20 protein-coding genes and 1 pseudogene are annotated in these 20,151 nt (G+C 72.5%); 10 read left to right on the top strand and 11 right to left on the bottom strand.

Annotated features, from left to right (window positions below; genetic code table 11):
• Nucleotides 1-10: 10 nt before the first annotated feature.
• From QQZ14_RS16435 to QQZ14_RS16420, 4 genes are read right to left on the bottom strand one after another with little or no spacing between them, the layout of a single operon-like run.
• A complete protein-coding gene (locus QQZ14_RS16435) occupies nucleotides 11-1,174 on the bottom strand; it encodes an acetyl-CoA C-acetyltransferase (protein ID WP_284535444.1) in 1,164 nt (387 codons plus the stop codon).
• On the bottom strand, nucleotides 1,171-1,779 hold the full coding sequence (locus QQZ14_RS16430) for a TetR/AcrR family transcriptional regulator (protein WP_284535443.1): 609 nt from the start codon (nucleotides 1,777-1,779) through the stop codon (nucleotides 1,171-1,173). Before QQZ14_RS16430 ends, QQZ14_RS16435 begins: the two co-directional genes overlap by 4 nt.
• A gap of 4 nt (nucleotides 1,780-1,783) precedes the next feature.
• Nucleotides 1,784-2,602, bottom strand: a complete 819-nt coding sequence (locus tag QQZ14_RS16425; RefSeq protein WP_284535442.1) for an SDR family oxidoreductase — start codon at nucleotides 2,600-2,602, stop codon at nucleotides 1,784-1,786.
• Nucleotides 2,602-3,786, bottom strand: a complete 1,185-nt coding sequence (locus QQZ14_RS16420; protein WP_284535441.1) for an acyl-CoA dehydrogenase family protein — start codon at nucleotides 3,784-3,786, stop codon at nucleotides 2,602-2,604. The genes QQZ14_RS16425 and QQZ14_RS16420 overlap by 1 nt, the downstream gene beginning before the upstream one ends.
• Nucleotides 3,787-3,874: 88 nt before the next feature.
• On the opposite strand from QQZ14_RS16420, the gene QQZ14_RS16415 reads away from it, so the two are divergent.
• From QQZ14_RS16415 to QQZ14_RS16400, 4 genes are all read left to right on the top strand, one after another.
• Nucleotides 3,875-5,368: a FadD3 family acyl-CoA ligase gene (locus tag QQZ14_RS16415; RefSeq protein WP_284535440.1), complete on the top strand. Its 1,494-nt coding sequence runs from the start codon at nucleotides 3,875-3,877 to the stop codon at nucleotides 5,366-5,368.
• 84 nt (nucleotides 5,369-5,452) lie between these two features.
• On the top strand, nucleotides 5,453-6,601 hold the full coding sequence (locus QQZ14_RS16410; RefSeq protein ID WP_284535439.1) for an acyl-CoA dehydrogenase family protein: 1,149 nt from the start codon (nucleotides 5,453-5,455) through the stop codon (nucleotides 6,599-6,601).
• Nucleotides 6,598-7,470 carry an acyl-CoA dehydrogenase family protein gene (locus QQZ14_RS16405; RefSeq protein ID WP_284535438.1) on the top strand — a complete coding sequence of 291 codons (873 nt, stop codon included), beginning with the start codon at nucleotides 6,598-6,600 and terminating at the stop codon, nucleotides 7,468-7,470. The genes QQZ14_RS16410 and QQZ14_RS16405 overlap by 4 nt, the downstream gene beginning before the upstream one ends.
• The gene (locus QQZ14_RS16400) at nucleotides 7,470-8,432 is read left to right on the top strand and encodes an acyl-CoA dehydrogenase family protein (protein ID WP_284535437.1); all 963 of its coding nucleotides are present in this window, start codon (nucleotides 7,470-7,472) and stop codon (nucleotides 8,430-8,432) included. The genes QQZ14_RS16405 and QQZ14_RS16400 overlap by 1 nt, the downstream gene beginning before the upstream one ends.
• Here the strand turns inward: QQZ14_RS16400 and QQZ14_RS25440 are convergent.
• A complete protein-coding gene (locus QQZ14_RS25440; RefSeq protein WP_446740502.1) occupies nucleotides 8,422-8,712 on the bottom strand; it encodes an Hpt domain-containing protein in 291 nt (96 codons plus the stop codon). The genes QQZ14_RS16400 and QQZ14_RS25440 overlap by 11 nt on opposite strands.
• A 109-nt stretch (nucleotides 8,713-8,821) precedes the next feature.
• A pseudogene (locus QQZ14_RS25435) lies at nucleotides 8,822-9,232 on the bottom strand (response regulator); the annotation flags it as partial.
• Between the two features lie 243 nt (nucleotides 9,233-9,475).
• On the opposite strand from QQZ14_RS25435, the gene QQZ14_RS16390 reads away from it, so the two are divergent.
• On the top strand, nucleotides 9,476-10,120 hold the full coding sequence (locus QQZ14_RS16390) for a cupin domain-containing protein (protein WP_284535435.1): 645 nt from the start codon (nucleotides 9,476-9,478) through the stop codon (nucleotides 10,118-10,120).
• Between the two features lie 34 nt (nucleotides 10,121-10,154).
• Here the strand turns inward: QQZ14_RS16390 and QQZ14_RS16385 are convergent, their stop codons facing one another.
• Genes QQZ14_RS16385 through hsaA form a run of 4 tightly spaced genes read right to left on the bottom strand, consistent with a single transcriptional unit; the run spans nucleotide 10,155 to nucleotide 13,843 of the window.
• Nucleotides 10,155-10,829, bottom strand: coding sequence for a flavin reductase family protein (locus QQZ14_RS16385; protein WP_284535434.1), 675 nt, complete (start codon nucleotides 10,827-10,829; stop codon nucleotides 10,155-10,157).
• 27 nt (nucleotides 10,830-10,856) lie between these two features.
• Nucleotides 10,857-11,759 (bottom strand): iron-dependent extradiol dioxygenase HsaC, encoded by a 903-nt coding sequence (gene hsaC / locus QQZ14_RS16380; RefSeq protein WP_284535433.1) that lies wholly within the window; start codon nucleotides 11,757-11,759, stop codon nucleotides 10,857-10,859.
• The gene (gene hsaD / locus QQZ14_RS16375) at nucleotides 11,756-12,673 is read right to left on the bottom strand and encodes a 4,5:9,10-diseco-3-hydroxy-5,9,17-trioxoandrosta-1(10),2-diene-4-oate hydrolase (protein ID WP_284535432.1); all 918 of its coding nucleotides are present in this window, start codon (nucleotides 12,671-12,673) and stop codon (nucleotides 11,756-11,758) included. The genes hsaC and hsaD overlap by 4 nt, the downstream gene beginning before the upstream one ends.
• A gap of 3 nt (nucleotides 12,674-12,676) precedes the next feature.
• Nucleotides 12,677-13,843 (bottom strand): 3-hydroxy-9,10-secoandrosta-1,3,5(10)-triene-9,17-dione monooxygenase oxygenase subunit, encoded by a 1,167-nt coding sequence (hsaA, locus tag QQZ14_RS16370; RefSeq protein WP_284535431.1) that lies wholly within the window; start codon nucleotides 13,841-13,843, stop codon nucleotides 12,677-12,679.
• A 146-nt stretch (nucleotides 13,844-13,989) separates the two neighbouring features.
• Here hsaA and QQZ14_RS16365 point away from each other — a divergent pair, with 146 nt between their 5' ends.
• On the top strand, nucleotides 13,990-14,946 hold the full coding sequence (locus tag QQZ14_RS16365) for a lipase family alpha/beta hydrolase (RefSeq protein ID WP_284535430.1): 957 nt from the start codon (nucleotides 13,990-13,992) through the stop codon (nucleotides 14,944-14,946).
• Nucleotides 14,947-14,961: 15 nt separating this feature from the next.
• On the opposite strand, the gene QQZ14_RS16360 is transcribed toward QQZ14_RS16365, so the two are convergent.
• Nucleotides 14,962-15,183, bottom strand: a complete 222-nt coding sequence (locus QQZ14_RS16360) for a hypothetical protein (protein ID WP_284535429.1) — start codon at nucleotides 15,181-15,183, stop codon at nucleotides 14,962-14,964.
• A gap of 196 nt (nucleotides 15,184-15,379) precedes the next feature.
• Here QQZ14_RS16360 and heR point away from each other — a divergent pair, with 196 nt between their 5' ends.
• The 4 genes from heR (at nucleotide 15,380) to QQZ14_RS16340 (ending at nucleotide 20,064) form a co-directional block, all read left to right on the top strand.
• A complete protein-coding gene (gene heR, locus QQZ14_RS16355; RefSeq protein ID WP_284535428.1) occupies nucleotides 15,380-16,168 on the top strand; it encodes a heliorhodopsin HeR in 789 nt (262 codons plus the stop codon).
• A gap of 84 nt (nucleotides 16,169-16,252) precedes the next feature.
• The gene (locus QQZ14_RS16350; RefSeq protein ID WP_284535426.1) at nucleotides 16,253-18,505 is read left to right on the top strand and encodes a SpoIIE family protein phosphatase; all 2,253 of its coding nucleotides are present in this window, start codon (nucleotides 16,253-16,255) and stop codon (nucleotides 18,503-18,505) included.
• Complete coding sequence (locus tag QQZ14_RS16345; RefSeq protein WP_284535425.1) at nucleotides 18,502-19,149, top strand: biliverdin-producing heme oxygenase; 648 nt, start codon at nucleotides 18,502-18,504, stop codon at nucleotides 19,147-19,149. The genes QQZ14_RS16350 and QQZ14_RS16345 overlap by 4 nt, the downstream gene beginning before the upstream one ends.
• Nucleotides 19,150-19,206: 57 nt before the next feature.
• Nucleotides 19,207-20,064, top strand: a complete 858-nt coding sequence (locus tag QQZ14_RS16340; RefSeq protein WP_284535424.1) for an alpha/beta hydrolase family protein — start codon at nucleotides 19,207-19,209, stop codon at nucleotides 20,062-20,064.
• The last annotated feature ends 87 nt before the right edge of the window (nucleotides 20,065-20,151 follow it).

Genomic DNA, 20,151 nt, shown 5'->3' with positions numbered 1-20,151 from the left:
TCGCCCGGCGTCACAGCCGCTCGATGATCGTCACGTTCGCCTGACCGCCGCCCTCACACATCGTCTGCAGGCCGTAGCGGCCGCCGGTGCGCTCGAGCTCGTTGAGCAGGGTGGTCATCAGCCGGGTGCCAGTGGCGCCGATCGGATGGCCCAGGGCGATGCCGCCGCCGTTGACGTTGACCCGCTCGTGCGGCGCACCGGTCTCCTTCATCCAGGCCAGCACGACCGACGCGAACGCCTCGTTGCACTCGAACAGGTCGATGTCCTCGATCGCGAGGCCGCTGCGGTCCAGGGCGTGCTCGGTCGCGCGGATCGGGCCGGTGAGCATCCACACCGGGTCGTCGCCGCGCACGGAGAGGTGGTGGATGCGGGCCCGCGGCGTCAGGCCGTGGTCGCGTACGGCGGCCGCCGAGGCGATCAGCATCGCCGAGGACGCGTCACAGATCTGGGATGCGACCGCCGCCGTGATCCGGCCGCCCGGAGCCAGCGGTTCCAACCCGGCCATCTTCTCCAGTGAGGTCTCGCGCGGGCACTGGTCGGTGTCGACGACCGTGCCGTCCGGCAGCGTCACCGGCTCGATCTCGTCCTTGAAGCGCCCCTCGGCGATCGCGGCGCGGGCCCGCTCGTGGGAGGCCAGCGCGAACGCCTCCATCTCCTCCCGGGAGAGGTCCCACTTCTCCGCGATCATCTCGGCGGAGCGGAACTGGCTGACCTCCTGGTCGCCGTACCGCTCCTGCCAGCCGGGCGACTCGGCGAACGGCGTGGAGAAGCCGTACTGCTGGCCGACCAGCATCGCGGCCGAGATCGGGATCGCGCTCATGTTCTGCACTCCCCCGGCGACCACGAGGTCCTGGGTGCCGGACATGACTCCCTGGGCCGCGAAGTGCACCGCCTGCTGGGACGACCCGCACTGCCGGTCGATCGTCACGCCCGGCACATGGTCGGGCAGCCCGGCGACCAGCCACGCCGTGCGCGCGACGTCGCCGGCCTGCGAGCCGATCGTGTCGCAGCAGCCGAGGATCACGTCGTCGACGGCGCCCGGGTCGACGCCGGTACGCCGCATCAGCGCACCGATCGAGTGGGCGGCGAGGTCGGCCGAGTGGACTCCGACGAGCGCGCCGCCACGCTTGCCGACCGGGGTGCGGACGGCATCGACGATGTAGGCCTCGGTCACGATCTGATCCCTTCGAGGAGGATGGACAGGTACTGCCGCGCGATCTCGGTGTGGGTGCGCCGGCCGCCGGGGCGGTACCAGGACACGGCGACCCAGACGGTGTCGCGGATGAAGCGGTAGGTGAGCTCGAGGTCCAGGTCGTCGCGCAGCACACCGGCGTCGACGCCGTTGCGCAGCAGGGTCAGCCAGACCTCGCGGGACTGCTGGTTGCGGTCGGCGAGGTAGGCGAACCGGTCGAAGGTGAGCAGGTGGGCCGCCTCGTTCTGGAAGATCGCCACCTCGTCGCGGTGCTTGTCGATCGCCTCGAACGACACGACGACGGCGCGCTCCAGCTTGGCGCGCGGGTCGAGGTCGCCGGCGAGGATCTCGTCGTACTGCCCGAAGAGCTCCTCCTGGAACGTCCGCAGGATCTCGTCGACCATCGACTCCTTGGAGTCGAAGTGGTGGTACAGGCTGCCGGACAGGATCCCGGCGGCGTCGGCGATGTCGCGCACCGTGGTGTTCTTGAACCCCTTCTCGGCGAAGAGCCTGGCCGCGATCGCGAGCAGCTCGGCGCGGCGGGAGTTGGTCACCGGGTTCGTGGCGGGGTCGGTCGTCTGGGCCATGGCCCTAGCCTCGCTGACTGCTCACGGAGACGACCTCCCCGGTCATGTACGACGAGTAGTCGCTCGCGAGGAACACCATCACGTTGGCGACCTCCCACGGCTCGGCGGCCCGGCCGAACGCCTCGCGCTGCTTGAGCTCGTGGAGCAGCTCGTCGGAGGTGACCTTGGTCAGGAAGGGGTGCATCGCCAGGCTCGGCGAGACCGCGTTGACCCTGATCGCGTGCGGGGCGAGGTCGAGCGCGGCGCAGCGGGTCAGCGCCATCACCCCGGCCTTCGCGGCGGCGTAGTGGGCCTGGCCCTCCTGGGCGCGCCACCCGATCACCGAGGCGTTGTTGACGATCACGCCGCCCCGGCCGGCGTCGGCCATCCGCTGCCCCGCGGCGCGCACGCAGCGGAACGTGCCGGTGAGCGTGATGTCGAGGACCCGCAGCCACTGCTCGTCGGTCATCTCGAGCACGTTGGCGGTGCCGCCGAGACCCGCGTTGCTGACCATCACGTCGACCCCGCCGAGCTCGTCGGCGACGTCGAGCAGCGCCTGCACCTGCGCCTCGTCGGTGACGTCGCAGACCAGCTGCCGGACCCGGTCGGCGCCGAACTCGCCGGCCAGCGTCTCCTCCGCCTCGGCGAGCCGGCGCTCGTGGGTGTCGCTGAACACCACGGCCTTCGCGCCCTCCTCGAGCGCGCGGCGCACGACGGCGGCCCCGATGCCCGCGCCGGCAGCCGCGGTCACCACGACCACCTTGCCGGCGAGCAGGTCGTGACCCGGGACGTACGCCGGAGCCGGCTGCTCGACTCGGCCCTGCGTGATCTCGGCGTCGGTCATCAGGCTCCCTTGGGTTCGCGGGGCAGGCCGAGCACGCGCTCGGCCAGGATGTTGCGCTGCACCTCGTCGCTGCCGCCGTAGATCGTGTCGGAGCGGGAGAACAGGAAGAGCCGCTGCCAGCGGTCGAGCCGGTACGGCTCGTCCTCGGTGCCGGGCAGTGCCGTGAGGCCGGCCGGGCCGGCGACGTCCATCGCGGCCTCACCGAGCCGCTTGTGCCAGCCGGCCCAGACGAGCTTGAAGATCGACGGCGAGGCTGCGTCGTCAGCGGCCAGTCCGCGCAGCGCCTGGAACCGCATCACCGCGAGCTCGACCTTGAGCCCCGCCAGCCGGTCGCGGAGCACCGGGTCGTCGATCGCGCCGTTCTCGCGAGCCAGCGCCACCACGCCGTCGAGCTCGCGCGCGAAGCCCACGACCTGGCCGAGCACGGACACCCCGCGCTCGAAGCCGAGCAGCGCCATCGCCACCCGCCACCCGTCGCCGGGCTCGCCGACGACCAGGTCGGCCGCGGTACGCGCGCCGGTGAAGAAGACCTCGTTGAACTCCGAGCCACCGGTGAGCTGCTCGATCGGCCGGACGTCCACGCCCTCCTGGTCGAGCGGCACGAGCAGGAAGGACAGGCCATGGTGGCGCTGCGAGCCGGGCTCCGTCCGGCACAGCACGAACGCCCAGTGGCTGAGGTGCGCGTTGGACGTCCACACCTTCTGCCCGTCGACCACCCAGTCGTCACCGTCGAGCCGCGCCCTGGTCTGCACGTTCGCGAGGTCGGAGCCGGCGTTCGGCTCGGAGTAGCCCTGCGCCCACAGCTCCTCGACCGCCGCGATCTTCGGTAGGAACCGCGCCTTCTGCTCGTCGGTGCCGAACGCGATCAGGGTCGGACCGAGCAGCTCCTCGCCGAGGTGGTTGACCCGCCCCGGAGCGTCGGCCCGGGCGTACTCCTCGTGGAAGATCACCTGCTGCGCCAGGCTCAGCCCGCGCCCGCCGTACTCCTCGGGCCAGCCGAGGCAGGTCCACCCGTGCTCGGCGAGCAGCCGGTTCCAGGCGACCCGCTCCTCGTGCGCCTCGTGGTCGCGCCCGGCCCCGCCGAGTCCTTTGAGCGCGGCCCACTCGCCGGTCAGGTGCTCCTCGAGCCAGCCCCGCACCTCGGCGCGGAAGGCCTGGTCCTCCTCGGAGTAGGTCAGGTCCACGGGTGCTACCATACCAAGCAATTGCTTGGTTGGGTTTCGAGGCTCGTTGCGCTCGCACCTCAGCCACCGATCACCAGGCGGAGGTGCTGTGAGCGACACCATCCCAGGGGTCCTGCGCGCGGCCGCGGAGCGGTTCGGCGACCACCCGGCGTACGTCGAGGCCGGTGAGGGGCAGCGCCGGACCGTGTCGTACGCCGAGCTGCTGCGACTCGTCCAGCGGACCAGCGCGGAGTATGCGGAGGCCGGTGTCGGGCGTGGCGACCGGGTCGTCCTCTGGGGGCCCAACAGCATCGACTGGGCCGTCGCCGCACTGGCCGTCTCGTACGCCGGCGCGGTGCTGGTGCCGGTCAACTCGCGCTACGTCGGCGCCGAGGTGGCCGACGTCGTCGAGCGCACGAACGCCGCGATGGTCGTCGTGCACGACGGGTTCCTCGACCGTGAGCAGGTCCGCGAGCTGGAGGAGGCCGGCGTCGAGCCCCGGATCATCACCCCGCTCGCGAAGCTGATGGCACCGGCGGGGAGCGCCGAGCGCACGGGGCACGAGGACCTCGGCCCGGACGACGTCGCCGACATCCTCTTCACCTCCGGCACCACGGGCCGGTCCAAGGGCGCGATGAGCGCCCACCGCCAGACGATCGGCGTCGCGCGGGCCTGGGCCGAGCTCGGCGGCGTGCGGCAGGACGACCGCTACCTCGTGGTCAACCCGTTCTTCCACTCCTTCGGCTACAAGATCGGCATCGTCGTCGGCCTGCTGACCGGGGCGACGCTCTACCCGCTCGCGACCTTCGACCTCGAGGAGACCATGCGCCTCATCGAGACCGAGCAGATCACCGTGCTGCCCGGTGCACCGACGATCTACCAGTCCCTGCTCGCCGCCCCCGGGCGGGCCGAGCGCGACCTCTCGTCGCTGCGGCTCGCGGTCACGGGCGCCGCCGTCGTACCGGTCGTGCTGATCGAGCGGATGCGCGCCCCTGCACCCCAGGGTCTGGGCATCGACCAGGTGGTGACGGCGTTCGGCATGACCGAGGCGGTCGTGGTCACGATGTGCCGGCCCGACGACTCCGCCGAGACGGTCGCCACCACGTGCGGGCGCGCGATCCCCGGCATGGAGATCCGCACCGACGACGAGTCGGGCGAGCTGCTGGTCCGCGGCGACTACGTGATGCTCGGCTACCTCGACGATCCCGCGGCCACCGCGGAGGCGATCGACGCGGACGGCTGGCTGCACACCGGCGACATCGGCGTCATCGACGAGCACGGCAACCTGTCGATCACCGACCGCCTCAAGGACATGTACATCTCCGGCGGGTTCAACGTCTATCCCGCCGAGGTCGAGCAGGCGCTCGCCCGGATGGCCGGCGTCGCCGACGTCGCGGTCGTCGGGGTCCCCGACGAGCGGATGGGCGAGGTCGGCAAGGCGTACATCGTGGTCTCGGCCGAGGTGACGGCCGACGAGGTCATCGCCTTCGCGCGGGAGCGGCTCGCGAACTTCAAGGTCCCGCGGTACGTCGAGATCACCGACGCCCTGCCGCGGAACCTGTCCGGCAAGGTGCTCAAGACCGAGCTGCGCAACGGTGGCTGAGGTGCGAGCGAGCGCTCGTCCTGAGGTGCGAGCGAAGCGAGCCTCGAAGGAAGCCTCGAAACCACCCGAGAGGAAGCCCTGACGATGGATCTGGACCTGTCCGAGTCCGAGGTCGCGTTCCGCGACGAGGCGCGGGCGTGGCTGGCGGCGAACGTGCCGGCCGAGCCGCTGCCCTCGATGGACACCGCCGACGGCTTCGTCGCCCACCAGCAGTGGGAGCGCCGGCTGGCCGACGCCCGCTGGGCGGTGGTGTCGTGGCCGGAGGCCTACCACGGGCGCGACGCGTCGTTGGTCGAGTGGGTGATCTTCGAGGAGGAGTACTACCGCGCGGGCGCCCCCGGCCGGGTCTCCCAGAACGGCATCTTCCTGCTCGCGCCGATCATCTTCGACCACGGGACCCCCGAGCAGCAGGACCGGTTCCTGCCCTCGATGGCCACCGGCGAGCGGGTCTGGGCGCAGTGCTGGTCGGAACCCGAGGCCGGCTCCGACCTGGCGTCGCTGCGCTCGACCGCACGCCGCGACGACGAGCGTGGCGGCTGGGTGCTCGACGGCCAGAAGACCTGGTCCTCGCGGGCCAGCTTCGCCCACTGGGGCTTCGGCCTGTTCCGCTCCGACCCCGAGGCCGAGCGGCACCGCGGGCTGACCTACTTCCTGTTCCCGCTCGACGCCGAGGGCATCACGGTCCGGCCGATCGCCCAGCTGGACGGCGAGGTCGGCTTCGCCGAGGTGTTCTTCGAGGACGTGTTCGTGCCCGACGCCGACGTGCTCGGCGCCCCCGGTGACGGTTGGCGGGTGGCGATGTCGACCGCCGGCAACGAGCGCGGGCTGTCGCTGCGCTCCCCCGGCCGCTTCTGCGCGGCCGCCGACCGGCTGGTCGACCTGTACCGGTCCGCACCCCACCCGGCGTTCGCCGGGGATGTCGTCGATGCGTGGGTCAAGGCCCAGGCCTACCGGTTCTACACCTGGGGAACCGTCACCCGCCTGGCCGCGGGCGGCGACATGGGCGCCGCCGGGTCGGTCAACAAGGTGTTCTGGTCGGAGCTGGACATCGCCCTGCACGAGACCGCGCTCGACCTGCTCGGCCCGGAGGCCGAGCTCGAGTCCCGGTGGCTGGACGGCTACACGTTCTCGCTGTCCGGGCCGATCTACGCCGGCACCAACGAGATCCAGCGCAACATCGTGGCCGAGCGCATCCTCGGCCTGCCGCGCGAGCCCAAGGGGGCCACCAAGTGAGGTTCGTGCTCGACGACGACCAGCGCGACTTCGCGGCCGCGCTCGACTCGCTGCTGGCCGGAGCCGACACCGTCGCGGTGGCGCGGGCCTGGGCCGAGGGCGACCACGACCCGGGTCTCAAGCTGTGGGCCCGGCTGGCCGAGCTGGGGGTCACCTCGCTCGCGACCGACGCCACGCCCGTCGAGGTGGCCGTCGCCTTCGAGGCGCTCGGCCGGCACGCCGTACCCGGCCCATGGGTCGAGTCTGCGGCGTACCTGCCGATCGCGCTCGGGCACGAGGTCGAGGGCATCGCGACCGTCGCGGTGCCGCCCCACGTGCCGTTCGCCCTGGACGCCGACGTCGCCGACGCCGTCTACGTCGACGGCACCCCGGCCGCGTCGGTCGGGGCGATGCGGGTCTCGGTCGACCGCACCCGTCGGCTCTTCGAGGTCGGCGGCGACGGCGAGCCCAGTCGGCCGGGCTTCGACCTCGCGGTCCTCGCGGTCTCCGCGCAGCTGCTGGGCGCCGGGGAGCGGGTGCTCGCCGACTCGGTGACCTACGTGAAGCAGCGCACGCAGTTCGGCCGCGAGATCGGGTCCTACCAGGCGATCAAGCACGCGCTCGCGGACGTGCGGATCGCGCTCGACTTCGCCCGTCCGCTGGTCTTCGGCGCGGCGCTCGGCGAGGTCGACGTGTCCGCCGCCAAGATCGCCGCCGGCGACGCGGCGTACCTCTCCTCTCGCACCGGCCTGCAGGTGCACGGCGCGATCGGCTACACCGCCGAGTTCGACCTGAGCCTGTGGCTGACGAAGATCCGTGCGCTCGTCACCGCCTGGGGCACGCCCGACTTCCACCGCGGCCGGCTCCTCCAGCAGCTCGGGGCGAGCTGATGGAGTTCGCGCTCTCCGAGGAGCAGCAGGAGCTCGCCTCGACCGTCCGCTCGCTGCTCGGCAGGCGGGCCGACCCCCGGGTCGAGACGTATGACGAGGGGCTGTGGCAGACCCTGTGCGAGCAGATCGGGGTGGCCGCGCTCGGCATCCCCGAGGAGTACGGCGGCGCCGGGTTCTCGCTGTTCGATTCGCTCGTCGTGCTCGAGGAGGTCGGCCGCTCGCTCGTCCCCTCCCCGCTGCTCTCGTCGCTGGTGACGGCCGAGGCGCTGCTGGCCGGTGCTGACGACGAGGCGAAGCAGCGGCTGCTCCCCCGCATCGCCGCCGGCGACGTGGCGGCCTACACCGACGGCGACGGCCCCGTCCTCGACGGCGACCTCGCGTCGATCCTGGTGGTGGCGGCCGGCGACGGCCTCCACGAGGTCGACCCGGCGACCGTCGAGCGGAGGTGGGTGCCGTCGATGGACCAGACGACCAGGCTCGCCGACGTGCGCGTCGACGCCGCGGCCACCCGGATCGGCGACGGGCCCGCGGCCCGCGACCGGGCCCGGCTGGTGGGTGCCGTCGGGTGTGCGGCCCTCGCGGTCGGGTGCGCGTCACGGGCGCTCGACATGACGGTGGAGTACTCGAAGGAGCGCGTGCAGTTCGGCCGGCCGATCGGCTCGTTCCAGGCGCTCAAGCACCGGATGGCCGACATGCTCGTGCGGCTCGAGATGGCGCGGTCGGCGTCGTGGGCGGCGTCGTACGCCGTGGCCCACCGCACCGACGACGCCGAGCAGCTCGCGCACACCGCCAAGGCCTACTGCGGCGACGCGCTCGCCCACATCGCCGCCGAGACCGTGCAGCTGCACGGCGGCATCGCGATCACGTGGGAGCACGATGCCCACCTCGTGCTCAAGCGCGCTCACGCGCTCGGTCAGCTGTTCGGCACCTCGCGGACCCACCGGGCGATGATCACGCTCTGAGCACCTCCGACAGCGACCGACGGGCGTCGTCGAGCTCGACAGCGAGCCGGTCGACCAGGACGGCGTCGACGGCGTCGCCGCCGGCCGCGTCCTCGATCCGCCGGGCCAGGTCCGCGACCCGGACCGCGCCCAGGTTCGCGGCGCTCCCGGCCAGCTCGTGAGCGGCACGACGCAGTCCCGGACCGTCGCGGCCGTCGGTGGCGGCCCGGATGCTCGTGAGCAGGCGGGGTGGGGAGGTCGAACGCCTCCGCGACCGGCGCCAGCAGGCCGCGGCCGTCACCGGGACCGAGGCGCCGGAGCAGGTCCACGCGCTCCGGGTCGAGCACGACGCGATCGTCCACGGCCGGTGGCCCCTGTCCGATGTCCACGAACCGCTCGAGCACGGACTCCAGCTCGGCGACCTCGAGCGGCTTGGCGAGGAAGTCGTCCATGCCCGCGTCCCGGCAGCGGGCTCGCTCCTCCGGTGTCGACGCCGCGGTCAGGGCGACGATCGGCACCCGGTCACTGCCGGTCTCCCGCCGACGGATCTCGGCGGTCGCGGCGAAGCCGTCCAGCACGGGCATGTCACAGTCCATGAGGACGAGCGTGTAGGCCGTCGCGGCGACGGCGTCGACCGCCTCGGTGCCGTCGGCGGCGAGGTCGACCCGGTAGCCGAGCTGGGTGAGCACGCCCTGCGCGACCATCTGGCTGACCCGGTCGTCCTCGACCACCAGCACCCGGCCGCGGCCCTCGCCGACGAGGGCCGGCCGGCCTTCGGTGGCGACCTCCTCCGCGACCACGGGCACGAGGTCGAGCAGCATGTCGAGGAGCGCGGAGCTGCGGACCGGCTTGTTCAGCACCTGGACGACGCCCGCGGCTCGCAGCGTCACCGGGTCGAGCTCCACCCCGCTGGTGAGCAGCACCAGCCGGGTGCCGGACAGCGCCGGGGTCGCCGAGATCCGGCGCGCCAGCGCGAGCCCGTCGACGCCGGGCATCCCCAGGGGACCGGAGCCGCGAACCCCGAGGTGCGGACAGCCAGAGGCCCTCGGTGGCAGGCTGGGTCCATGCGCACGACGGGAACGGTCCGGTCCTGGAGCGAGCTCGAGGGTTGGGGCGTCGTCGACTCTGCCGACACCCCGGGCGGGTGCTGGGTGCACTGCTCGATGCTCCGGATGGACGGCTACAAGACCCTGATCCCGGGCCAGGCTGTGGTCTTCGACTGGGAGGAGGCCGAGCAGGACGGATTCGCGTTCCGGGCGCGCGCCGCGTGGCCCGGCGACACGCCGGGCGCCGCGGAGTACCTGAGCGGCCTGACGATCTCCTTCGACGGCCCACCGCCGCCGGTCCAGGTGTTCCGGGCCGACGACCTGGTCGCCGCCGACCCGACGCCGGGGATGACTCGGCAGCGTGCCTTCGAGCTGCCGCGGCTGTGGACCGGTCAGGTGGAGACCGCACCCGGCGTGGTGTCCGGATGGCACCACCACGACGTGAACGAGTCGGCGCTGTACGTCGTCCGCGGACTGCTGCGCTTCGAGTTCGAGGGGTACGACGGCCACGTCGACGCCGGGCCGGGCGACTTCGTCCATGTGCCGTCGTTCACCGTCCACCGCGAGAGCAACCCGCTCGACGAGCCGTCGCTGGCCGTGATCGTGCGGGCCGGCGGTGGGGTCCCGACCGTCAACGTCGACCCACCCGACGGTCGCGCGTAGCAGCCCGGCAACCGGCCGGGCTCAGCCTGCAGGCTCAGCGCCGGTCGGCGGTGCGGTACTCGCCGCGGTAGAACAGCAGCGGGTCGACGGGCGCCGCCTCGTCGGGTGTGTCGTCGGTGACGAGGTCGACCACCCGACCGATCACGACGTAGTGGTCGCCGGCCTCGTGGACGGTGTGGATCGTGCAGTCGACCTGGGCGAGCGCGCCCTCGAGCATCGGGGACCCGGTCGCGGGCGAGGGCGTCCACTTCACCTCGGCGAACTTGTCGGTGCCGCGGCTGGCCATGGTGTTGGAGAGCTCTGCCTGGTCGGCGGCGAGGAAGTTGACGCAGAACTTGCCCGACCGCTGGATCAGCGGCCACGCCCGCGAGGTCTTGGCGGGGATGAACAGCACCAGCGGCGGGTCGAGCGAGACGCTGGAGAACGACTGGCAGGTCATGCCGACCGGCTCGTCGTTGCTGACCCCGGTGACGACGGTGACGCCGGAGGCGAAGCGGCCGAGGACGTCGCGGAACCGCCGCGCGGCGGCCACCGTCTCGGGGTCGTCGTGGACGGCGACGTCCTCGCCGGGCCGGAACTCGAAGTCGATGTCCTGATCGCCCAGCCAGGAGCTGATCAGCTCCGGGCTCGGCCAGGTCTCCCGCGCGTCCGGGCTCATGCCCTCCGGGATGTCGCGACTGGGCACCTGACGACTGGGCTCCGAGGTCATGAGCCCCAGTTTCTCACCCGGGCCCATTCACTGCGTCCCGCCGCCGAAGTCGTGGCCCCAGTAGGACACCGCGGTGGACTCCCGGGCGACCCAGCGCCCGTCGTCGACGGTGAGACCGTCGGTGCCGAACTCCACGTCGAAGCCGCCCGGCGACTTCACGTAGAACGAGATCATCTCGTCGTTCATGTGCCGCCCGAGCGTGGCGGAGAGCGGCGCCTTGTGCTTGCGCACCCGCTCCAGCGCGCGACCGACGTGGTCGAGCTCGTCGACCTCGAGCATGATGTGCACGCACTTCGCGGGGTTGGGCATCGGCAGGAACGCCAGCGAGTGGTGCCGCGGGTTGACCCCGAGGAACCGCAGCCACACCTTCGACCCGGGCTCCTTGCCGACGAACTCCCCCGGCATGCTCATCGAGTCGCGCAGCCGGAAGCCGAGCACGTCGGTGTAGAACCGCAGCGCCTCGACGTCGTCGAGCACCGGCAGCACGATGTGGCCCATCCCCTGGTCGCCGGTCACGAACTTCGCGGCGTACGGCGTCACCACCGGCCGGGACTCGTAGGTGATGCCGTGGAAGAGCTCGAAGACGTTGTCCCACGGGTCGCGGAACCGCACCAGCTCCTGCACCCGGCGCTCGGCGAGCTCCTCGGCGGTGCCCTCCTCGAACTCCACGCCCGCCTTGGCGAGGTGCTCGCGGGCCTCCTGCAGGGCCTGATGGTCGGCCAGCTCCCAGCCGGTGGCGGCGAGCTGGTCGACGTCGGAGGGGAAGACGACCAGCCGGGCCGAGACCTGGTCGATGCGCCAGTACTGGTGGTCGGGGTTCGGCCCTCGGCCCTCGGCGAGCCCGAGCACCTTGCCGGCGAAGGTCTTCCACTGGTCCAGGTCGGTGCTCGCCACCCGCACGTAGCCCATGGACTTGATGTCGATGGTCATGCGGTGTCCTTCCGGGGACGTTCGACGTGGCGGCGCAGGAACGCCATCGAGACCTCGGCGAACTCCTCGGCCGCCTCGATCTGCGCCCAGTGCCCGCAGTTGGGGAAGACATGCAGCTGCGCCTTGGGGATCAGCTTGAGCGCCGCGAACGCGCCGTCGAGGGGGTTCACCCGGTCCTCGCGCCCCCAGGTCAGCAGCGTGTGCTTGCGCAGCCGGTGCGCCTCGCGCCAGAGCATGCCGTCCTCGGCGGTCTCGGGGTTCCAGAACGACATGCCCATCGAGCGCATCGCCTCCTGGGCACCGGGCGCGGTCGCGTCGGCGAACCGCTCCTCGACCAGCTCGTCGGTGACCAGCGCCTGGTTGACGACCATCGTCGAGATGAACGCGCGGAGCTTGTCGCGGGTCGGGTCGGCCCCGAAGTCCATCAGCCGCTGCACGCCCTCGGTCGGGTCGGCGTGGAACAGGTTGAGCGAGAGGCCACCGGGGCCCATCAGGATCAGCCGGCCGACCCGGTCGGGGTAGGTGAGCGCGAGCCGCATCGCTGTACCGCCGCCGAGGCTGTTGCCGAGCAGGTGCACCCGGTCGATGCCGAGCTCGTCGAGCAGTTTGACGACGTAGTCGGCCGCGTGGCGGTAGTAGTTGCCGACCACCGGCGGCTTGTCGGACCTGCCGAAGCCGGGCTGGTCGACGAGCAGGGTGCGAAACGTTGCGGCGAACGTCGGCAACGCGCCGCCGAAGTTGGACCACGCGGACGCACCGGGCCCGCCGCCGTGCAGCATCACCAGCGGCAGCCCGCCGCCGACGTCGCTGGGCTGGGTGTCCGGGCCGGCCTCGTAGTAGCCGAGGGTGATGTCCCCCGCCTCCGGCCCCCCGATCTTGACGGAGCGCTGGACGGACTCCTTGGAGAGGGTCATCGGTCAGTACATCCCCGGGTCGACCTTGTGCCCGAACTCGTGCGCGCCGTACATCTGCAGCGCCCGCTCCGGGTCGTTGGCGGCGTGCACGCGGCCGGCGTGGGCGTCGCGCCAGGCCCGCTGCAGGTAGGTGCCGGTCGCGAGCGCGCGGCCGCCGGAGGCCTCGAAGAGCGAGTCGATGGCGTCGATCGCGCGCTGGGTGCCGAGCACCTGGTCGCGCCGCACCTTGAGCCGCAGCCCGAGCGGGATCTTCTCCCCGCGCGCGACGCAGGCCTGCTCCTCGCGGATGTTGTTGACCAGCAGCGCCCAGGCCGCGTCGATGTCGGAGGAGGCCTTCGCGATGCGGACCGCGGCGAACGGGTCGAGCGAGGCCTTCTCTCCGAGGTACGCCGCGCGCACGCGCTTCTGCTGCATGTCGACGTGCTCGGCGTACGCGCCCATCGCCATGCCGATGATCGGGGTGGTGATGGTGCCGGTGAAGATCGAGTGGAACGGCAGCTTGTAGAGGTCGGAGGGGTTCTGCTCCTGGCCGGGGCCGAAGCAGCGCCCGGTGTCGCCCATGGAGAGCGTGAAGTCCGCGGGGACGAAGACGTCCTCGACCACGATGTCGTTGGAGCCGGTGCCGGAGAGGCCGACGACGTTCCAGACGTCGTTGATCGTGTAGTTCTCGCGCGGCACCAGGAACGTCTTGAAGTCGATGACCTGGCCCTCGTCGTTGAACACCAGGCCGCCCAGCAGCACCCAACTGCAGTGGTCGCAGCCCGAGGAGAAGCTCCACTTGCCCGACAGCGTGTAGCCCCCCTCGGCGACCTGGGCCTTGCCGGTCGGGGCGTACGACGAGCTCACGCGCGTGGTCGTGTCGCTGCCCCAGACGGCCTGCTGGGCGGCGTCGGGGAACAGCGCGATCTGCCAGGGGTGGACCCCGACCACGCTGGAGACCCAGCCGGTCGAGCCGCAGGCGCCCGCGATGTCGCGGACGGCGGTGTAGAAGTCGATGGGGTCGGCCTCGAGGCCGTCGAACCGCCGGGGCTGGAGCAGCCGGAAGAACCCGGCCTCCTCCAGCTCCTTGATCGACGCCTCGGGGACGACACGAAGACGCTCGGCCTCGTCGGCCCGCTCCCGGATGCCGGGCAGCAGGTCACGGACGCCATCGAGAACAGCCTGGGACATCGCATCTCCTGTCGTGGTCGGACAGCAGCAATACTAGAACACGTTCTCGTTTTGGTCGAGACGACACCTGCCTCGGTCCGTGAACGTTGCGTTACGGCGGCCGGCGGCGATCCGTGACCCGCACTCGGAGCCGTCGTTGGAGGCATATGCCGCGCCTCGCCGCACTCGCCACCGCCCTGCTCCTGGCCGGTCCGCTCGCGGTCGTGCCGCTCGCGACGACGGACGCCGCGGCGCCCGGACCCTCCGCCCGCGCGTCGGAGCTGCGGTCGGCGACGAGGTGCGCGCCGCGCGCCGAGCTGCGCGCCGCGCGTGGCGTGGTGCTGCTCGTCGCGGGGACCGGGTCGACGCCGGAGGACACGTGGTCGTGGAGCTACGAGCCGGCACTACAGGCCGACGGGCTCGCGACCTGCACGGTCGAGCTCCCCGACCACGCCCTGGGCAGCTTCACCGCGGCGGCGCCGTACGTCGCCACGGGCATCCGGGTCGCGTCACGACAGGCCGGCGGGCGTATCGCCGTGGTCGGGCACAGCCAGGGCGGGGCACTGCCGGTCTGGGCGGTGACGTTCTGGCCGGGTGTCGCGGCCCGGGTCACCGACGTGGTCAGCCTGGCCGGCCCGTTCGGTGGCACGGCGCTCGGCAACGAGCTCTGTGCGGCCGGTCGGTGCGCGCCGCTGGCGTGGCAGCTGCGCCAGGGCTCGAGCACCCTGGCCGCCCTGCGAGCCGCACCCCTGCCGGAGGGGGTGGCGATCACGTCGATCTCGTCGCAGTACGACGAGATCGTGCGGCCGCAGCCGGCGGCGAGCACGCTCGAGGGCGCCACCAACATCCTGCTGCAGGACGTCTGCGTCCAGGATCCCTCCGAGCACGGGCTGATCCTCGGCGACCCGGTCGCCTACGCGCTGGCGCTCGACGCGATCACACACGCGGGTCCCGCGGACGTCGGCCGGCTGCCGGACGACACGTGCGACCAGACGTTCATCCCGAACGGCGACCTCGCGGGCTCGCCGGTGTTCCTCCGGGCGGTGGGCCGGTTCGCGACCGGGCTGGCCGATCCGACCCGATGGGTCGACCGGGAGCCGCCGGTCCCGGCGTACGCGCGCTGACCGGAGGCGGGAGGGTCAGGGACGAGCGAGCCGGAAGGCCGGGTAGGTGAAGTCCGCGACGAAGACCAGCGTGCCCGCGTCGACCAGGTCCCAGAGGGTGGCGATGACGTCGCAGCGCTCGGCGTGCTGGTCGGCGACGGCGACGAGGATCTCGGCGGGAGACCAGGCGCCGTTCCCGACCGCGATGATCACGGCTTCGGTGAGGGTGGCGGGGGCGACGAGCGTGGCGAGCGACATGGCGGGTCCTGATGGACGTTGGGATCTTCTTCCTGACATCTCCAGCATCGGCCGCACACGGCGATTCCGTAGGTGCGGAAGGTCCCACGCTCCGGTGCCTTCGGTCCTGAATGTGCCTAAGTTAGGTCCTGCGAGTGCCGGGAGCACCGCGTCCGTGGAGTCGAGCACCCGTCGGCGCGTCCCCCATGATGGGCGCATGACCGTTCCGTCCCCGCCCGTGACCGCCGCCGGTGTCGATGATCGCAGCCTGCGGTCCCTCCGCGGCTGGAACCTCGGCCTCACCCTGCTGCACCTCGGGCAGGCCGTGGCGGTGTTCGCGCTGGCGACGGACTTCGCGGTCACCGTGACGAGGTCCCTGCCGGCGGGTCCTCCCGGCACCCCGGCCGGGTCTCCCGAGGCGTTGTTCGACCTGCGCATCGGCGCCGCGGTCGCGGCGTTCCTGACCCTCGCCGCCCTCGACCACCTGCTCACCGCGACCGCGCTGCGGCGCACCTACGAGAGCGACCTCCGCGCCGGGATCAACCGCATCCGGTGGGTGGAGTACTCCCTCAGCGCGACCCTGATGATCCTGCTGATCGCGCTCTACACGGGCATCGACGGCGTCTCGGCACTCATCGGCATCGCCGGGGCGAACGTCGCCATGATCCTGTTCGGGTGGCTGCAGGAGTCCGCCAACCCGCCCGGCAGGTCGAGGGTGACGATGAGGCCGTTCTGGTTCGGCTGCGCCGCCGGCGCCGCCCCGTGGGTGGCGATCGGCTACAACCTGGTCGCCGCGGACGAGGTCCCCGGTTTCGTGGTCGGCATCTTCGTGTCGCTGTTCGTGTTCTTCAACAGCTTCGCGCTCAACCAGTGGCTGCAGTACCGCCGGGTCGGGCCGTGGCGCAGCTACGCGTTCGGCGAGAAGTCCTACCTGGTGCTGAGCCTGGTGGCGAAGTCGGCGCTCGCCTGGCAGATCTTCGCCGGCTCGCTGGCCTCGTCCGGGTGAGCCCCGTCCCTGGCGGGGCCCTCTACGATGCCGAGGTGACCCTGAGTGCCCTGAGCCCGGCCGGCCGGCCCCGCTGACGCCGCCTTGACCGACATCCCCGGGTCGCCCCACACCCCGTCGTACGGCGAGGTCGACCTCACGACCTGCGACCGCGAGCCGATCCACATCCCCGGCGCGATCCAGCCCCACGGCGTGCTGATCGCGGTCGACGCCGACCACCGGGTGCGCATGGTCTCGGGCAACTGCGCGCTGCTCCTCGGCGTGGACCCGGCCGGGGCGCTGGATCGCGCCCTCGCCGACGTCGCCGGCCCCACCCTGGCCGATGCGGTCGCCGCACGCGAGGCGGCCGGGCTGCCGGACACGCCGCTGGTGCTGCCCCTCGGGGACCTGCCGGCGGCGGGGACGCTCGCCGGCAGCGACGTGGACGTCCGCACCCACCGATCGGGAGATCGGCTGGTGGTCGAGCTCGAACCCGTGGCGGGCACCGAGCGGACCGCGTTGTCCTACCACACCGCTCGCGGCGCGATGGCCCGGATGGCGAGCGCCGGCGCCGTCCACGAGCTCGCCGCGACGCTGGCCCACGAGGTCCGCGAGCTCACCGCGTTCGACCGCGTGATGGTCTACCGCTTCGACGCGGACTGGAACGGCGAGGTCATCGCCGAGGAGCGGCGCCCCGACCTCAACCCGTTCCTCGGGCTGCACTACCCCGCCACCGACATCCCGGCCCAGGCACGTCGGCTCTACACCGTGAACTGGACCCGCCTGATCGCCGACGTCGGCTACACCCCGGTCCCGCTGCACCCCGTCTTCGACCCCGAGACGGAGGCGCCGCTGGACCTGTCCTTCTCGACACTGCGCAGCGTGTCGCCGATCCACGTGGAGTACCTCTCCAACATGGGGGTGACCGCCTCGATGTCGGTCTCGATCGTGGTCGAGGAACGGCTCTGGGGCCTGATCGCGTGCCACCACTACTCCGGACCGCACCGGCCGAGCCAGGACGCCCGCGCCGCGGCCGAGTTCCTCGGCCAGGTGGCCTCCCAGATCGTGCTCGACCGGGAGCGCGCCGACGAGCGGGAGGCCGCGCTCGAGACCCAGGCCACGCTCGCCGGCCTCACCGCGCGGATCTCGGCGAGCACCCGACCCCCGCTCGAGAGCCTGGTCGACGACCCTGAGCTGCTCACGCTGATGGGCGCGCAGGGCGCGGCGCTCTGCTTCGACGGGGTGATCACGACCCGGGGAACCGTGGTCGACGAGGCGACGCTGCGGCGCATCGCGGCAGCCCTCGCCTCGCCGCTGAGCTACGCGACCTGCACGGACCGGGTCGAGACGCTGCTTCCCGACCTCGAGGGCGACGCAGCCACGGCGGGCGTGCTGCGGATCGGGTCCGCACAGGACCGGTGGCTGCTGTGGCTCCGCCCCGAGCAGGAGCAGGTCGTCGACTGGGGCGGCGACCCCACCAACAAACTGATCTCGGCCACCGAGGGCCCCGAGGTCCGGCTCAGTCCCCGCAAGTCGTTCGAGAAGTGGCGTCAGGTGGTCCGCGGCCGGAGCCTGCCGTGGACCAGCTGGCAGATCGAGGCCGCCGACGCGCTCGGCAGGCACATGACCGGGCTGCTGCTGATGCGCTCTCGCGAGCAGATCGCGATGGCGGAGTCGCTGCAGCGCAGCGTCGTGCTCGACCACGCGCCGGTCTTCCCCGGGATCGAGCTCGCGGCCCGCTACCAGCCCGCGACCACGTACCAGCTCGGCGGAGACTGGTGGGACGCCTTCGAGCTGCCCGACGGCCGGATCGCGTTCGCCGTCGGCGACGTCGCTGGGCACGGGGTGTCGGCGGCGTCGGCGATGACCCAGCTGCGGACCGCCCTGCGCGCCTATCTCTTCGAGGGCCACGGACCGGCGGCGTGCCTGGACCAGCTCGACCAGCTCATGGACGGGCTCCTCGACCAGCGCATCGCGACCGCCGCGGTCGCCGTCCTCGACCCGGCGACCGGCCGGCTCGGCATCGCGAGCGCCGGGCACCCCCCGCCGCTGCTGGTCGACGGGGATGGCGCGACGGTCCTCGACGTGCTCTCCCGCCCGCTGCTCGGGATCGGCGCGGGGCGCTCGACGACCACCGAGATCGACCTCACCGGCGGAGCCACGCTGCTCATCTACACCGACGGGCTCATCGAGGAGCGCGAGACCGACCTCGACCAGCGTCTCGCGCAGCTGCGCGACCTCGCCGGACGGACCTTCCCCGGTCCGGACCTCGACCACTGGGTCGCGGGGCTGCTGGCGGTCCAGGGCTACGAGCCCGACGACGACACCACCCTGCTCGCGGTCCGGCTCGTCCGATGACCGTCGCCGACCAGCAGACCACGGTCGCCCTGTCCGTCGCGATGCGCGAGGGCTCGCACGACCAGCACCGGCTGGCCGAGTCCGCGCCGTTCCTGACCGAACTGCTCGCCGGACGGGCCGACCGGCGCAGGTACGCCGACTACCTCCTGCGGCTCCGAGCCGTGTACGACGCACTCGAGTCGGCGCTGCACGAGCACGCGGACCACCCCGTCGTCGCCGCGGTCCACGACCCCGCGCTCGGCCGGCTGGCCGCCATCGACGCCGACCTCGACCACTGGCTGCCGGACGGCCCGCGCAGCACCGACTCGGCCGCGGCCGCGGCGTACTGCTCCCGCATCCACGAGGCGGCCGCGACGCCGGCGCTCCTCGTCGCACACCACTACACGCGCTATCTCGGCGACCTTTCCGGCGGACAGGTCATCGGGCGGCTCCTGGAACACGCCTACGGCCTCGGTGGACGCGGGCGCGCCCTCTACGCCTTCCCTGAGGTCGCCGCGCCCCCGCGCTACCGACGGGACTACCGCGCCCGTCTCGATGGCCTCGACCTCTCCCCCGCGGACCGGGACCGGGTCGTGGCGGAGGTCCCGGTCGCCTTCGGCCTCAACCGCGCCCTGCTGGGCGAGCTCGAGACATCCGGGACATAGTCCTCTGTCGGCTCGCAGCCCGGTCGGCCGAGACTGGTGGCGCGGAGGTGGTGCGCCATGGTCGACGGAGGCGTACGACGCCGGGCGAGCGCACTCGTCGCCACCCTGGCGCTGGGTCTGGCCGTCGCGACGCTGGCAGGCGGCTGCAGTGGGTCCGGGTCGCCCCCGGGGGCCGGTCCGCCGCCGTCGGCCACGGTGACGTACGGACCCGGCGTGACGGAGGCGCTGTACCTGCCCACGAGCACCGGCCGAGCTCCCGTGGTCGTCCTCGTCCCGGGTGGCTCGTGGACCACGTCCGACCCCACCGGCCTCGCCGCGCTCGCGGACCATCTGGCGGACCAGGGCATCGTCGCGGCGCCCACCCACATCCGGGCCGCGGAGGACGACGTCGTCTACCCCACACCCGTCGAGGACGTCCTGTGCGCGGTGGCGGCGGCGGTCGCGGAGGCGGAGTCGCGCGGCTTCACACCGACGACCGTCGCGGTGCTCGGCCACTCCTCAGGCGCCCACCTCGCGGCCCTCGCCGTCCTCGCCTTCGACGACTACACCCCCGACTGCGAGGCCCCCGTCGTCGAGCCCGACGCCCTCATCGGGCTCAGCGGTCCCTACGACATCAGCCGGCGGCCCGACCTCGCGTCGGCACTGCTGGGCTGCGAGCCCGACGACGATCCCGCGACCTGGGAGGCGGCGAACCCGGTACAGCGTGCCGGCCTGCGTCCCGAGGTCCCCGTGCTGCTGATGCACGGCGAGGACGACGACGTCGTGCCCGTGGACTTCACCACCCAGCTCGCCGACGCGCTCGAGGCCGCCGGGCACCCGACGACCGTCGAGCTCGTGCCGGGAGCCGACCACCTCGAGATCTTCGCGGCCGACGTGGCGGGCGATCCGATCGTCGCCTGGCTGACGACGCCCTAGAGTGGCGACATGTTCGGCATCGGCGTCCCGGAGCTCGTGCTCTTCCTGCTGGTCGTCGCGCTGATCATCTGGCTGCTGCGGCGACGC

It is taken from the genome of Nocardioides sp. T2.26MG-1 (assembly GCF_950101795.1).
Taxonomy (GTDB): Bacteria; Actinomycetota; Actinomycetes; order Propionibacteriales; family Nocardioidaceae; genus Nocardioides.
This window is presented reverse-complemented; position numbering and strand designations above follow the sequence as displayed.